The 14,034-nt window shown below is 55.3% G+C and carries 15 protein-coding genes; 13 read left to right on the top strand and 2 right to left on the bottom strand.

All coding sequences use genetic code 11. The features are described 5' to 3' along the window. Nucleotides 1-108: 108 nt before the first annotated feature. Nucleotides 109-852, top strand: a complete 744-nt coding sequence (locus DXXMK7_RS15635; RefSeq protein WP_038919896.1) for a tRNA1(Val) (adenine(37)-N6)-methyltransferase — start codon at nt 109-111, stop codon at nt 850-852. A gap of 67 nt (nt 853-919) precedes the next feature. Here DXXMK7_RS15635 and nadB read toward each other — a convergent pair whose 3' ends face one another. After that, nucleotides 920-2,521: an L-aspartate oxidase gene (nadB, locus tag DXXMK7_RS15630; RefSeq protein WP_038919894.1), complete on the bottom strand. Its 1,602-nt coding sequence runs from the start codon at nt 2,519-2,521 to the stop codon at nt 920-922. A gap of 358 nt (nt 2,522-2,879) precedes the next feature. Between nadB and rpoE the strand changes: the two genes are divergently transcribed. The 11 genes from rpoE (at nt 2,880) to acpS (ending at nt 12,325) form a co-directional block, all read left to right on the top strand. Then, nucleotides 2,880-3,455, top strand: coding sequence for an RNA polymerase sigma factor RpoE (gene rpoE, locus DXXMK7_RS15620; protein ID WP_022634480.1), 576 nt, complete (start codon nt 2,880-2,882; stop codon nt 3,453-3,455). A 49-nt stretch (nt 3,456-3,504) separates the two neighbouring features. Further along, nucleotides 3,505-4,170, top strand: a complete 666-nt coding sequence (gene rseA / locus DXXMK7_RS15615) for an anti-sigma-E factor RseA (protein ID WP_038919892.1) — start codon at nt 3,505-3,507, stop codon at nt 4,168-4,170. Next, complete coding sequence (rseB, locus tag DXXMK7_RS15610) at nt 4,170-5,120, top strand: sigma-E factor regulatory protein RseB (protein WP_038919891.1); 951 nt, start codon at nt 4,170-4,172, stop codon at nt 5,118-5,120. The genes rseA and rseB overlap by 1 nt, the downstream gene beginning before the upstream one ends. Beyond that, nucleotides 5,117-5,587 (top strand): SoxR-reducing system protein RseC, encoded by a 471-nt coding sequence (rseC, locus tag DXXMK7_RS15605; RefSeq protein WP_038919890.1) that lies wholly within the window; start codon nt 5,117-5,119, stop codon nt 5,585-5,587. The genes rseB and rseC overlap by 4 nt, the downstream gene beginning before the upstream one ends. 261 nt (nt 5,588-5,848) lie before the next feature. Further along, complete coding sequence (gene lepA / locus DXXMK7_RS15600) at nt 5,849-7,648, top strand: translation elongation factor 4 (protein WP_038919889.1); 1,800 nt, start codon at nt 5,849-5,851, stop codon at nt 7,646-7,648. A gap of 16 nt (nt 7,649-7,664) precedes the next feature. Then, the gene (gene lepB / locus DXXMK7_RS15595) at nt 7,665-8,633 is read left to right on the top strand and encodes a signal peptidase I (protein WP_038919888.1); all 969 of its coding nucleotides are present in this window, start codon (nt 7,665-7,667) and stop codon (nt 8,631-8,633) included. 180 nt (nt 8,634-8,813) lie between these two features. Next, nucleotides 8,814-9,494 (top strand): ribonuclease III, encoded by a 681-nt coding sequence (gene rnc / locus DXXMK7_RS15590; RefSeq protein ID WP_013319008.1) that lies wholly within the window; start codon nt 8,814-8,816, stop codon nt 9,492-9,494. Next, nucleotides 9,491-10,396: a GTPase Era gene (era, locus tag DXXMK7_RS15585; protein WP_038666713.1), complete on the top strand. Its 906-nt coding sequence runs from the start codon at nt 9,491-9,493 to the stop codon at nt 10,394-10,396. The genes rnc and era overlap by 4 nt, the downstream gene beginning before the upstream one ends. Nucleotides 10,397-10,407: 11 nt before the next feature. Further along, entirely contained in the window at nt 10,408-11,142 is a 735-nt protein-coding gene (recO, locus tag DXXMK7_RS15580; RefSeq protein ID WP_038919887.1) for a DNA repair protein RecO, read from the top strand. Between the two features lie 71 nt (nt 11,143-11,213). Further along, complete coding sequence (gene pdxJ / locus DXXMK7_RS15575; RefSeq protein WP_038919886.1) at nt 11,214-11,945, top strand: pyridoxine 5'-phosphate synthase; 732 nt, start codon at nt 11,214-11,216, stop codon at nt 11,943-11,945. Then, the gene (gene acpS / locus DXXMK7_RS15570) at nt 11,945-12,325 is read left to right on the top strand and encodes a holo-ACP synthase (protein WP_038919885.1); all 381 of its coding nucleotides are present in this window, start codon (nt 11,945-11,947) and stop codon (nt 12,323-12,325) included. The genes pdxJ and acpS overlap by 1 nt, the downstream gene beginning before the upstream one ends. Nucleotides 12,326-12,368: 43 nt before the next feature. On the opposite strand, the gene DXXMK7_RS15565 is transcribed toward acpS, so the two are convergent. Further along, nucleotides 12,369-12,629 carry a YfhL family 4Fe-4S dicluster ferredoxin gene (locus DXXMK7_RS15565; RefSeq protein ID WP_038919884.1) on the bottom strand — a complete coding sequence of 87 codons (261 nt, stop codon included), beginning with the start codon at nt 12,627-12,629 and terminating at the stop codon, nt 12,369-12,371. A 348-nt stretch (nt 12,630-12,977) separates the two neighbouring features. Here DXXMK7_RS15565 and pdeH point away from each other — a divergent pair, with 348 nt between their 5' ends. Then, nucleotides 12,978-13,769, top strand: coding sequence for a cyclic-guanylate-specific phosphodiesterase (pdeH, locus tag DXXMK7_RS15560; RefSeq protein WP_071605222.1), 792 nt, complete (start codon nt 12,978-12,980; stop codon nt 13,767-13,769). The last annotated feature ends 265 nt before the right edge of the window (nt 13,770-14,034 follow it).

Here is a 14,034-nt window from a genome sequence, read left to right as displayed (position 1 = left end):
TATAGACGCATTGGCGGGGTTGTTCATCTGTTTAAGCGGCCTCGACCACTTTTCCCGGGCTGGCGTTTCTCCTATGCTAACCCCGGTTCAGCAATAAATGGCACAACAATGACGTCTTTGCAGCATACACCAGCGTTGCGCGCGGGTGGTTTTACCTTCAAACAATTTTTTGTGGCGCACGACCGCTGTGCGATGAAAGTCGGCACTGATGGCGTGCTGCTGGGGGCGTGGGCGCCGTTGCGGGAAGAGTCGCGGATTCTGGATATCGGCTGCGGCTCCGGTCTGATTGCGCTGATGCTGGCGCAACGCAGCGGTGGGCGAGTTCCGGTGGATGGGGTAGAGCTGGACGCCGCCGCCAGCGGGCAGGCGGCAGACAATGCGGCGGCGTCGCCCTGGGCCGAGAGTATACGGATTCATCAGACCGATATTCTTGCGTATGCCCGTACTGCCGCATCGCGCTATTCACTGATTGTCAGTAATCCGCCTTATTTTACCCCCGGCGTCGACTGTGCCTCAGCCCAGCGAGCGCAGGCGCGTTATACCGCCACGCTGACTCATCAGACGTTGCTGGATTGCGCCAGCCGGTTGCTGACGTCAGACGGGCGATTTTGTGTGGTGTTGCCGGTACAGGCGGCGGACAACTTTCTGACGCTGGCGCAACAGCTGGCGTGGCATGTCGATGCCTGGGTTGACGTCGCGGATAATGCGGCCCGGCCGGTGAACCGGGTGCTGCTGTCGTTGGGGCGACAGCACACGACGCTGGACCGGACATCGTTAATCATCCGTGACGACAGCCGTCGGTATTCGGCGTCGTTTCAGGCGTTGGCGCGGGATTTTTATTTATCCATGTGAACTTGCTCATGTGAACGTGTTCATGGAATTTGTAGAAGGCGGCCGGGCGCTGGCCCGGCATTCATCATCAGGGATGCAGGATGGTGGGATGCGCCTTTTCCGCTCGCTGCGGATAATCAAGCGTGTAGTGCAACCCGCGGCTCTCTTTGCGCGCCAGCGCGCAGCGTACAATCAATTCCGCCACCTGAACCAGATTGCGTAACTCCAGCAGATTGTTGGAGAGGCGGAAGTGGGCATAATACTCGCTGATTTCCTGCTGTAGCAGCGTGATACGTCGCTGCGCGCGTTCCAGTCTTTTCGTCGTGCGCACGATGCCGACGTAATCCCACATCAATAACCGCAGTTCGTGCCAGTTGTGCTGAATCACGACTCTTTCGTCCGAGTTTTCCACCTGGCTTTCGTCCCAGTTGGGCAGCGACTCGACCAGCGTTTTCTCCGGCAAATGCTGCAGAATATCCCCGGCGGCGGACCAGCCATATACCAGACACTCCAGCAGCGAGTTGGACGCCATGCGGTTGGCGCCATGCAGGCCGGTATAACTGACTTCGCCAATCGCGTACAGGCCGTCCAGGTCGGTGCGTCCCTGTTGGTCAACCACCACGCCGCCGCAGGTGTAGTGCGCGGCGGGGACGATGGGAATCGGCTCGCGGGTCAGATCAAGGCCCAGCGACAGCAGTTTTTCATGGATAGTAGGGAAATGCTGCGTAATGAAATCCGCCGGTTTGTGGCTGATGTCCAGATACATGCAGTCTGCGCCCAGTCGTTTCATCTCGTGGTCTATCGCCCGGGCGACAATATCCCGCGGCGCCAGCTCCGCCCGTTTATCAAAGGCTGGCATAAAGCGGCTGCCGTCCGGGCGCGTCAGCCAGGCGCCTTCGCCGCGCAGCGCTTCGGTCAGCAAAAAATTGCGGGCCTGCGGATGGTACAGGCAGGTGGGGTGAAACTGGTTGAATTCCATGTTCGCCACCCGGCAACCAGCGCGCCAGGCCATAGCGATGCCGTCGCCGGAAGAAATATCGGGGTTGGTGGTGTACTGGTAGACCTTGGACGCGCCGCCGGTGGCGAGCACGACGGCTTTGGCGCGGCACGATTCGACATGCTCTTTTTCCCTGTTCCACAGGTAAGCACCTACCACCCGTTTGTGGCCGGGCAGGCCGAGCTTGCTGGAGGTGATCAAATCCACTGCATTACAACGTTCCAGCAATACGATATTGGGATGCTGTCTCACCTGGCTGACCAGGGTGGTTTCCACCGCTTTGCCGGTGGCGTCCGCGGCATGCAGGATACGGCGATGGCTGTGACCGCCCTCGCGCGTCAGATGATAGCGCGCTTCGCCGTGCGGTGCGGTTTCGGTATCGAACCGAACGCCCTGATCGATTAGCCATTGCACGCAATGACGGGCGTTACGGGCAATAAACGATACCGCTTCCCGGTCGCACAAGCCGTCGCCGGCAATCAGGGTATCGTCGATGTGGGCGTCGACGCTGTCGGTTTCATCGAACACAGCGGCGATCCCGCCTTGTGCATAAAAGGTGGCGCTTTCGCTTAGCGGCCCTTTGCTGAGCACCATCACGCGGGCATGAGGCGCCAGACGCAGCGCCAGTGATAACCCGGCGGCGCCGCTGCCGATGATCAGCACATCACAATGGTAGTCTTTGGGAGACGACATAATAGTTTTTGTTTAATTTATAAAACCGTATTTTTGAATTTAGCACGGTATTTATCTTAAATGCAGTTTTTTGTTTTATAAATTAAACAATGCTGATGCAAAACAGTAGAACGAGGTGCCAGCAGCAGGCTTTTGACGTATGATTTTCGCGGTTGTACGGGGCAGCAATGAGAATAAAACCCCGGCGGGCGGCACGGCGGTATGCGACGAGTATCCGGCAAGATGCAAAAAATGCTTCACGCAACGGAACTTTATGACGCAAAAAGACTCCAACCCGGTGCTTGCTCGATTGCAGATATATGGCTGGCAGTACGTGGCTTAGGCGTGGCGACACGGTTTTGGGGAGACATGATCTCGGATGAGCGAGCAGTTAGCGGATCAGGTGCTGGTTGAGCGGGTCCAGAAAGGCGACAGAAAGGCGTTTAACTTACTGGTCGTCCGTTATCAGCATAAAGTGGCGAGCCTGGTATCGCGTTACGTTCCCGCCGGGGACGTGCCCGATGTGGTGCAGGAGTCGTTTATCAAAGCCTATCGCGCGCTGGAATCGTTTCGTGGCGAGAGCGCCTTTTATACCTGGCTGTATCGTATTGCCGTCAACACGGCGAAGAATTATCTGGTGGCTCAGGGGCGGCGTCCGCCGTCCAGCGATGTGGACGCCAACGACGCGGAAAATTACGAAAATGCCAGCGCGTTGAAAGAAATATCGAACCCTGAGAACTTAATGTTGTCTGAGGAATTACGACGGATCGTTTTCCATACTATCGAGTCATTGCCTGAGGATTTGCGTCTGGCAATTACGCTGCGTGAACTGGATGGGCTGAGCTATGAGGAAATTGCCGCCATCATGGATTGCCCGGTCGGCACTGTCCGCTCACGTATATTCCGCGCACGGGAAGCGATTGATAATAAAGTGCAACCGCTTATTCAGCGTTAGCTTGTTCTTAACGTTACTCATGACGGGTTTGACAAGGTAAGGTGAAGTTATGCAGAAAGAAAAACTTTCCGCTTTAATGGATGGTGAGGCAGTGGACAATGCACTGCTGGGCGCCTTGTCGAAAGACGACAAGTTGCAGCAAAGCTGGCAGCGCTACCATCTGGTGCGTGACACTCTGCGGGGCGATGTCAGCGAAACGCTGATGAATATTGATATCGCCGCTCGGGTAGCCGCCGCCCTCGAACAGGAACCGGTGCAGTTCAACCCGCAGGCGGTGCCGGAATCCCAGCTTCATCCCCGCACCTGGCAGGCGTTGCCGTTCTGGCACAAGGTTCGTCCTCTGGCCAGCCATCTGACGCAGATTGGTATGGCGGCTTGTGTTTCGCTGGCGGTGATTGTCGGTGTGCAGCATTACCAGCAAAGCAATGTGATGAGCGACAGTGTGGCGGATACGGCGCCGGCGCTCAGCACATTGCCTGTGATGGGCGGTTCAGCTTCTCCGGTCAGCCTGAGCGTGCCGGCTGAGAACAGCGTAGCGCATACCGGGCAGCGTCAGATGCAGGCGCAGCATGAGCGCATCAATGCGCTGTTGCAGGATTATGAACTGCAACGCCGCGTGCATTCCGATCAGCTCCAACTGCAACAGCAGGGGAGCCAACAGCAAGCCGCCGTTCAGGTGCCTGGTACTCAGTCATTAGGAATTCAGCCGCAGTAATGAAGCGTTCCTGGTTTGCCGCATGCATATTGTTAGGCAGCCTGTCTTATTCCTCCCTCGCCCCGGCAAGTGATTCCGGGGCGTTGTTGCAGCAGATGAGCAGCGCCAGCCGATCACTGAACTACGAGATTTACTACATCAGCGTTTCCCGGCAGGGCATTGAGTCATTACGCTACCGTCATTCGGTGCAAAATGGCGAGACGCTGGCCGAGCTGATCCATCTGGACGGGCCGAAGCGTGAAGTGATTCAGCGCGGCAGCGACATCAGCTATTTCGAAGCGGATGCCGAACCGTTTACCCTGTCGGGCGACCATATTGTCGACTCGCTGCCGGCCCTGATTTTTGCCAATGTGGAACGGTTGTCCGCTTATTACGATTTTATTCCTACCGGCCGTATTCGTCTGGCGGACAGCCAGGGCGATGTGGTGAGAATCGTCTCCCGGGACGGCACCCGTTTCAGTTATATCGTCTGCCTTGATGCCGAGTCGCGTTTGCCGTTGCGGGTTGATCTGCTTGATCAGAATGGCGATCTGCTTGAACAGTACCGGGCGATTTCCGTAACGGTGGATAAAAATGTGCGGCTTGCCATGAAGCCGATGGATAAGATCAGTCAGCCGCCGCTGCTCAGCATTCCCACCACTGCGACCGCGAATTTCAACTGGGTGACGGAGTGGCTGCCGGTTGGCGTAGAAGAAGTGTCACGCAGTCAGCGGCCGCTGCCGGGGGTTACCGGTCTGGCGGAATCGCGTCTTTACAGCGATGGATTGTTCAGTTTTTCCGTCAATATAAGCCCGGTTGGGGAGAATCATCCTGACCAGAATGCATCTCTGGGCCGTAAAACTATCCATACCGAAGTGCGGGATAACCGGGAAATCACCGTGATTGGCGAACTGCCGCTGGCGACAGCCAAACGCATCGCGGATAACGTGATCTTCAAGGCGCAGCCATGATCAAAGAGTGGGCCACGGTGGTTTCATGGCAGGCCGGTACCGCTGTGTTGCATTGTGAACAGCGCTCCGGTTGCCAGAGCTGTCAGTCTCGCTCGTCCTGCGGCACCGGCGTGTTGAACCAGATTGGCGCAGCGGCAACGCATCAACTGACCGTCCCGTATTCGCAGCCGTTACTTCCTGGTCAACGGGTGGAAATCGGCCTGGCGGAATCAAGCCTGCTGCGTTCGGCGATGCTGGTTTATCTGTTGCCATTGCTGGGGCTGATGCTGGGCGCCGCCTTGATGCAATACTGGCTGGGCAGCGAACCGGCGACCGTGGCGGGGGCATTTGCCGGCGTGGCGGTGAGTTTCGCTGCTGTAAAGCATTTATCGGCGAAAATCGGCAATAATCAGCGTTATCAGCCGGTGATTCTGCAGGTTTCTTTGCCCGAAAATCTGTTGCGTACCGATATGACGCCGGGGCGTTGAAACGCAGGCGGCTTGCAGGCTGGCTGGCCTGCCCGCCTCCCGATTTTTCGCTTTTAATGACTTTTTACCTCTGCTTTCATCTTCTCATTCGCAACCTTGCCATAATCAAGGAATTGATTCGGTGCGCCATGACTAGGTTTTCCACCGTCTGGCATGTAGAATGCTGCGATTCAGGTATATGACAGTGGCTATGGCTGTCATCACATTGCGCGTGCCGTTCGGCAAGAATTTCAGAAATACCAAGGTAGAAAAACTTTTATAATGAAGCATATACGAAATTTTTCCATTATTGCTCACATCGACCACGGTAAGTCGACGCTCTCTGACCGCATCATTCAAATTTGTGGTGGCTTGTCCGAACGTGAAATGGAGGCGCAAGTGCTGGACTCCATGGATCTGGAGCGCGAGCGCGGTATTACCATCAAGGCTCAGAGCGTGACGCTGGATTACAAAGCCTCTGACGGTGAAACCTATCAACTGAACTTTATCGATACCCCGGGCCACGTTGACTTTTCCTATGAAGTTTCCCGCTCGCTGGCCGCCTGTGAAGGGGCGCTGCTGGTGGTGGACGCCGGTCAAGGGGTTGAGGCGCAGACGCTGGCCAACTGCTATACCGCGCTCGAAATGGATCTGGAAGTGGTGCCGGTGTTGAACAAGATTGACCTGCCGGCCGCGGATCCGGATCGCGTCAGCCAGGAAATCGAAGATATCGTGGGTATCGACGCCACCGACGCGGTGCGCTGTTCCGCCAAGACCGGCGTCGGCGTGCCGGATGTGCTGGAGCGTCTGGTGCGTGAGATTCCGCCGCCGGAAGGCGATCCTGACGCGCCGTTGCAGGCGTTGATCATCGATTCCTGGTTCGACAACTATCTGGGCGTGGTGTCGCTGATCCGTATCAAAAACGGTACGCTGCGCAAAGGCGATAAGGTCAAGGTGATGAGCACCGGCCAGGTGTACAACGCCGAACGTCTCGGGATTTTCACGCCCAAGCAGGTGGACCGCGACGCGCTGCAATGCGGCGAAGTAGGCTGGCTGGTGTGCGCCATCAAAGACATTCTGGGCGCGCCGGTGGGCGATACCCTGACGCTGGCGCGTAAACCGGCTGAAAAGCCGCTGCCGGGCTTTAAAAAGGTTAAACCGCAGGTGTACGCCGGTCTGTTCCCGATCAGTTCCGACGACTATGAAGCCTTCCGTGATGCGCTGGGCAAACTCAGCCTGAACGATGCGTCGCTGTTTTACGAACCGGAAAGCTCCACTGCGCTGGGCTTCGGTTTCCGCTGCGGTTTCCTTGGTCTGCTGCACATGGAGATCATTCAGGAGCGTCTGGAGCGTGAATACGATCTCGACCTGATCACAACCGCGCCGACGGTGGTGTACGAGGTGAAAACCACCGGCAACGAGGTGATCTATGTCGACAGCCCGTCCAAATTGCCGCCGGTCAATAATATCGAAGAACTGCGCGAGCCGATTGCCGAGTGTCACATGCTGCTGCCGCAGGAGTATCTGGGCAACGTGATCACTCTGTGCGTGGAAAAACGCGGCGTGCAGACCAACATGGTCTATCACGGCAATCAGGTGGCGCTGACTTATGAAATTCCGATGGCGGAAGTCGTGCTCGACTTCTTCGATCGCCTCAAGTCCACTTCTCGTGGTTATGCTTCGCTGGATTACGGCTTCAAACGTTTCCAGGCATCGGACATGGTGCGTGTGGACGTGCTGATCAACAGCGAACGCGTGGATGCGCTGGCGCTGATCACCCACCGTGATAATTCGATGTATCGCGGCCGTGAGCTGGTGGAAAAAATGAAAGACCTGATCCCGCGTCAGCAGTTCGACATCGCGATTCAGGCGGCGATCGGCAACCATATTATTGCCCGCTCCACCGTAAAACAGCTGCGCAAGAACGTTCTGGCGAAGTGTTACGGCGGTGACGTCAGCCGTAAGAAAAAACTGTTGCAGAAACAGAAGGAAGGGAAGAAACGCATGAAGCAGGTAGGGAACGTCGAGCTGCCGCAGGAAGCGTTTTTGGCCATTCTGCATGTTGGAAAAGAAAGCAAATAAACCCTGAGGAGTTGGCATGGCCAATATGTTTGCCCTGATTTTGGCATTGGCGACGCTGGTGACCGGCATTGTCTGGTGTCTGGAACGGTTCAAATGGGCGCCGGCGCGTCGCGCCAAGATTTCCGCTCTGAGTCAGCAGGTTAATGGGGCTGTCGACGAGAAAACGCTGGCTAACAGCATCAAACAGCCGGGCTGGATCGAGACGTTTGCCTCGGTTTTCCCGGTGCTGGCGCTGGTGTTTGTGGTGCGTTCATTTATTTTCGAGCCGTTTCAGATCCCTTCCGGTTCGATGATGCCGACGCTGTTGATCGGGGATTTCATTCTGGTCGAAAAATTTGCTTACGGCATCAAGGATCCGATAACCCAGACCACCTTGATTGAAACCGGGCACCCGAAACGCGGTGATATCGCGGTATTCAAATACCCTGAAAATCCGCGTCTGGATTACATCAAGCGTGTCGTAGGCCTGCCGGGAGATCGCGTCAGTTACGACCCGATCGCCAAGCAGGTCACCATTCAGCCGGGGTGCGGCGACAAGCCGAGCTGCGGCAGCGCCTTGCCGGTGACTTACAGTAATGTGGAACCCAGTGATTTCGTGCAGACGTTCAGCGGAACCGGGCGCGAAATGACCAGCGGTTTCTACCAGATTCCGGTTGGTCAGAAGAGTGAAGGCATTCGCATGGCGGTTCGCAAGGAAACGCTGGGCGAGGTCACTCACAATATCCTTACCGTGCCGGGCGCTCAGGATCAGCTTGGGCTTTATTACCAACAGATGCGCCAGCCGCTGGGGTCCTGGGTGGTGCCGGCCGGCCACTACTTCATGATGGGCGATAACCGTGATAACAGCGCGGACAGCCGTTATTGGGGATTTGTGCCGGAGCGGAATCTGGTGGGTAAGGCGACAGCTATCTGGATGAGTTTTGAAAAACAAGAAGGTGAATGGCCTACCGGTGTACGTTTAAGCCGTATCGGTGGAATTCATTAATTGAATGTAAATAAACTCGCAGCATATTTGCGACTTCCGTTGTAGAATATTTCTGAATAATAAATGCTGGCTCCCGGGCGGGAGCCACTGCAAACGAAACAGTTTTGACTTTTTAGTGGCAAGACAGGGCTGTTCCGTATGCTGTTGTTTAAAAAGGCATTATAGATCTATTGGTAACACATGAACCCCATCCTGATAAATCGTTTACAAAAAAAGCTGGGCTATACTTTCCAACAATATGACCTTTTATTGCAGGCGCTGACTCACCGTAGCGCCAGCAGTAAACATAACGAACGGCTGGAGTTCCTGGGGGATTCTATCCTGAGTTTCGTTATCGCCAATGCGCTGTACCACCGGTTTCCGCGTGTTGACGAAGGCGATATGAGCCGAATGCGCGCTACGCTGGTGCGCGGCAATACGCTGGCGGAGATTGCCCGAGAGTTTGAACTGGGCGAATGCCTGCGTCTTGGTCCCGGCGAATTGAAAAGCGGCGGTTTCCGCCGTGAGTCGATTCTGGCGGATACCGTGGAAGCGTTGATTGGCGGGGTGTTTCTGGACAGCAATATCCAGACCGTCGAGCGGCTGATTCTGCAGTGGTACCAGACTCGTCTGGATGAGATTAGCCCAGGCGACAAGCAAAAAGATCCGAAAACCCGCCTGCAGGAATTCCTGCAGGGACGCCACCTGCCGTTGCCTACCTATCTGGTCGTGCAGGTGCGTGGCGAGGCGCACGATCAGGAATTTACCATTCATTGCCAGGTCAGCGGGTTTAGCGAGCCGGTAGTGGGTACCGGGTCAAGTCGTCGTAAAGCTGAACAGGCTGCGGCGGAACAGGCCCTGAAAAAGCTGGAGCTTGAATGAGCGAAGAACAGACCTATTGCGGCTTTGTCGCGATTGTTGGCCGGCCGAACGTCGGTAAATCCACCTTGCTGAACCAGTTGCTGGGGCAGAAGGTGTCCATTACCTCTCGTAAGCCGCAGACGACGCGTCACCGTATTATGGGTATCCATACCGAGGGGCCGTATCAGGCTATCTATGTGGATACGCCCGGGTTGCACATTGAAGAAAAGCGCGCCATCAACCGCCTGATGAACCGTGCGGCCAGCAGTTCGATCGGCGATGTGGAGTTGATCATCTTTGTGGTGGAAGGCACCCACTGGACAGACGATGACGAAATGGTGGTGAACAAGCTGCGCGACCAAAAAACGCCGGTGTTGTTGGCCATCAACAAAGTGGATAACGTGGCGGATAAAACCAAATTGCTGCCGCATATCCAGATGTTGAGCGAAAAGATGAATTTCCTCGATGTGGTGCCGATCTCCGCGGAGAAGGGGACCAATGTCGATACCGTTGCCGCAATTGTGCGCAAACATCTGCCGCAGGCCATTCACCATTTCCCGGAAGACTATATTACCGACCGCTCACAGCGTTTCATGGCGTCGGAAATTATCCGCGAAAAGCTGATGCGCTTTCTGGGCGAAGAGTTGCCGTATTCGGTTACGGTGGAAATCGAGCGTTTCGTTGCCAATGAGCGCGGCGGTTACGACATCAACGGCCTGATTCTGGTGGAGCGTGAAGGCCAGAAGAAGATGGTGATCGGCAACAAAGGCGCCAAGATTAAAACCATCGGCATCGAAGCGCGTCAGGACATGGAACAGATGTTTGAGGCCAAAGTTCATCTGGAACTGTGGGTGAAGGTTAAATCCGGCTGGGCAGACGATGAACGTGCGCTGCGTAGCCTGGGTTATATCGACGATCTGTAAGGTGTGCGCCGATGGAAGGCTGGCAGCGCGCGTTTGTCTTGCATGGGCGACCTTACAGCGAAACCAGCCTGCTGCTGGATCTGTTTTCTGAAAATGAAGGCCGCGTGCGGGTGCTGGCGAAAGGCGCCCGGGCGCGGCGTTCCAGTCTCAAGGGCGCTCTCCAGCCTTTTACGCCGCTGCTGGTGCGGTGGGGCGGGCGCGGCGAAGTCAAAACCCTGCGCAATGCCGAACCGGTTTCTCTGGCGTTACCGCTGAGCGGCCCGTTGTTATACAGCGGCTTGTACGTGAACGAGTTGCTGACCCGGGTGCTGGAACTGGAAACCGATTATTCCGCTCTGTTTTTCGATTATCTTCATTGCTTGCAACAGTTGGCTGCCGCCAGCGGCTCGCCTGAGCCAGCCTTGCGCCGCTTCGAACTGGCGTTGCTGGAGCACCTCGGTTACGGCGTGGATTTCCTGCATTGTGCCGGCAGCGGCGAACCGGTTGCCGATACCATGACCTACCGTTACCGGGCGGAAAAAGGCTTCATTGCCAGTCTGGTGGTGGATAACGTCAGTTTCACCGGGCGCGAGCTGCAGGCGTTGGCGTCAAGAGAGTTTCCCGATATCGACACCCTGCGCGCCGCCAAACGTTTTACCCGCATGGCGCTGAAACCCTATCTTGGCGGCAAGCCACTGAAAAGCCGTGAGTTATTTCGGCAATTTATGCCAAAACCCTATAAGGCGGCGCCGGGCGGCAAGATCTAGTACCGTCAGGGTATCGTCATGCGCAGCCGGGGTGTACACTGCGGCGGTCATTTATTGTTGAAGGATGGATCATGGCTGAGTTGTTGTTGGGCGTAAATATTGACCATATCGCCACCCTGCGTAATGCTCGTGGCACGGCGTATCCCGATCCGGTACAGGCGGCATTTGTGGCGGAACAGGCGGGAGCGGACGGTATCACCGTACACTTGCGTGAAGATCGACGCCATATTACCGATCGCGATGTGCGCCTGCTGCGCCAGACCATCCAGACCCGCATGAATCTGGAGATGGCGGTAACGGATGAAATGCTGGCGATAGCCTGCGAACTGAAACCGCACTTTTGTTGCCTGGTGCCGGAAAAACGGCAGGAAGTGACGACGGAAGGCGGACTCGACGTGGCCGGTCAGCTCGACCGTATTACCGCGGCGGTGACGCAATTGCGCCAGGCCGGTATTCAGGTGTCGCTGTTTATCGACGCCGACCACGCCCAGATCGACGCGGCGGTAGCCAGCGGCGCTCCTTATATTGAAATCCATACCGGCGCCTATGCCGACGCGGAAAACGATGCGGCCCGGCAGCAGGAATTTGAGCGTATCCGTGAAGCGGCAGCCTATGCTGCGGGCCGGGGCATTAAGGTTAACGCCGGTCATGGTCTGACCTATCATAACGTCCAGCCGATTGCGGCGCTGCCGGAAATGCACGAACTGAACATTGGTCACGCCATTATCGGACGTGCGGTGATGAGCGGTCTGTCGTCGGCGGTGGCGGAAATGAAAACCCTGATGCGGGAAGCCCGTCGCTGATGGCGATTCTGGGTCTCGGCACAGATATCGTCGAAATCGCCCGTATTGAAGCGATCACCGGTCGTTCCGGTGATCGTCTCGCCCGCCGCGTGCTCAGTGAACAGGAGTGGTTGCAGTATCAGGCTCACTCGCAGCCGGTTCGGTTTCTGGCCAAGCGTTTTGCGGTCAAAGAGGCCGCCGCCAAGGCATTTGGCACCGGCATTCGAGATGGTCTGGCGTTTGCGCAGTTCGAAGTCGCGAATGATCCGCTGGGTAAACCGTGCCTACGGTTTCTGGCGCGTGCCGCCGAACTGGCCGAGGAAATGGGTGTTCGGCATGTGCATGTTTCGCTGGCGGATGAGCGCCACTACGCCTGCGCTACCGTGATTATTGAAAATTAAAATTGGGCGGCATCGGCCTGGTCGGTATTACAATGATCGGCAATTACAACCGATCGGCATGGTGCAGCAGGACAAATTTTTCCCACAGTTGATCGTGGTTTTCCAGGTGGTTAGCGTCTTTGAGAATGGTGTTGTCTATCGGGCAGACCTTCTGACAGGTTGGCGTATCGTAGTGCCCGACGCACTCGGTACAACGTAACGGGTCAATTTCATAGATCTCATCCCCCATCGATATCGCCTGATTGGGGCATTCCGGCTCACACATATCGCAGTTAATGCATTTCGCGGTAATCAGCAGCGCCATGTTTTCTTTCCTTTCATAAATCAGCCGCCGATTATACTCTTCTGCGAGCCGGTTACACAGCCTGGTTACGGCATAAACGGTGCAGGCGGAGAAGGGCTAAAAAAAACAGCCTATTCGTTTGATTGAGAGACTATACGACGAAGACATTAATCACTATTATGCGATTGTAATGCATAATTTCTCATAGCTTTTTGATATAAAAAAACAAATATTCCCATGCAATGTGTCCGTCATATTCGCTTTGTACTGTAGCTCGCATTACAGTTGGCCCGGATAAAGATTGTCGGGGCAAGGTCGATAAACTCATGTATGCATGTGGTATACTTTTATTCGTAAGCATATCCTTCAATGGCGGAACATATAGTGCAGCAAAATAGTCACTTTAATCAGCCCGGCTCTGAAGCCTCCATCACCGGGGAGGCACAGTTTGCAGACGCTGATTACTGGCACAGCTGCCACAGGCGGTACAGATTCCAGCCCATTTACCGTACTTCCGGTCGTCTAATGGGAATTGAATTGCTGACAGCCGTTTTTCACCCGTCCATGCCGCAAAAACTTTTATCTCCTGAACACTACTTTGCCCGCCTCAATGTCGAAGAACGCTTAAATATCGTTATTGAACAACTACAACTGCTGAGCCAATGGCATGAACGCTTTGTTCGGGACGCGCTGCGCGCATCCGTCAATATTGATGGGCTGACGCTGCTGGCGTTGCAGGGAAACCGCAAAGCCAAGAAACTGCTGACGACCATGCCCTGGTTGCGTTTTGAACTGGTTGAAAGCCTGGCGGTTCTACCTCACGACACACTGGCGACACTGCCCGAAGCGGGGCGGCTCTGGCTGGATGATTTTGGCTGCGGCGTGGCGAATTTCTCCTCGCTGTCGCCGGCAAGGTACGACTGTATCAAGATCGCCCGCGAGCTTTTCATTATGCTGCTTAAGAGCAAAGAGGGGCGGCAGCTGTTTCCGTCACTGGTCACTCTGATTGCCACTTACTGTAATGATGTCGTCATTGAAGGGGTTGAAACTGAAGAAGAGTGGGAAATCGTCAGACAATCTAATGCCTCGGCAGCCCAGGGGTATTTCTTGTCCCGACCTCAACCGTTTGAAAATTTGGAAGATCTTCGGTCAGAGTTGTAATCATCCCTTCGCTTATGCCCGCTTTGTTGCCTTTACCCGGGTATGTCATGTATTCAGACTCCCTGGAAACCTGCCGACGTTCTCATCAGCTCGTTGAGGGTAAAAGAAAAATTCATACTCCATCGATATACAGTATAAAATAAATGATTAGATTGCTAGTCATGGACTTTTCATTTTTTATGCCTTGTTTTTTATATAAATATAGTGTTTTATGTGGCCGAGGTTCTGTTTGCTGAACAAGTAAACTGTGACGGCAGTCGAAAAA

Source organism: Dickeya sp. MK7, from assembly GCF_000406305.1.
In the GTDB taxonomy this organism is placed as follows: Bacteria; Pseudomonadota; Gammaproteobacteria; order Enterobacterales; family Enterobacteriaceae; genus Dickeya; species Dickeya fangzhongdai.
The sequence above is the reverse complement of the archived record's forward strand: the minus strand, read 5'-3'. Positions and strand labels throughout refer to the sequence as shown.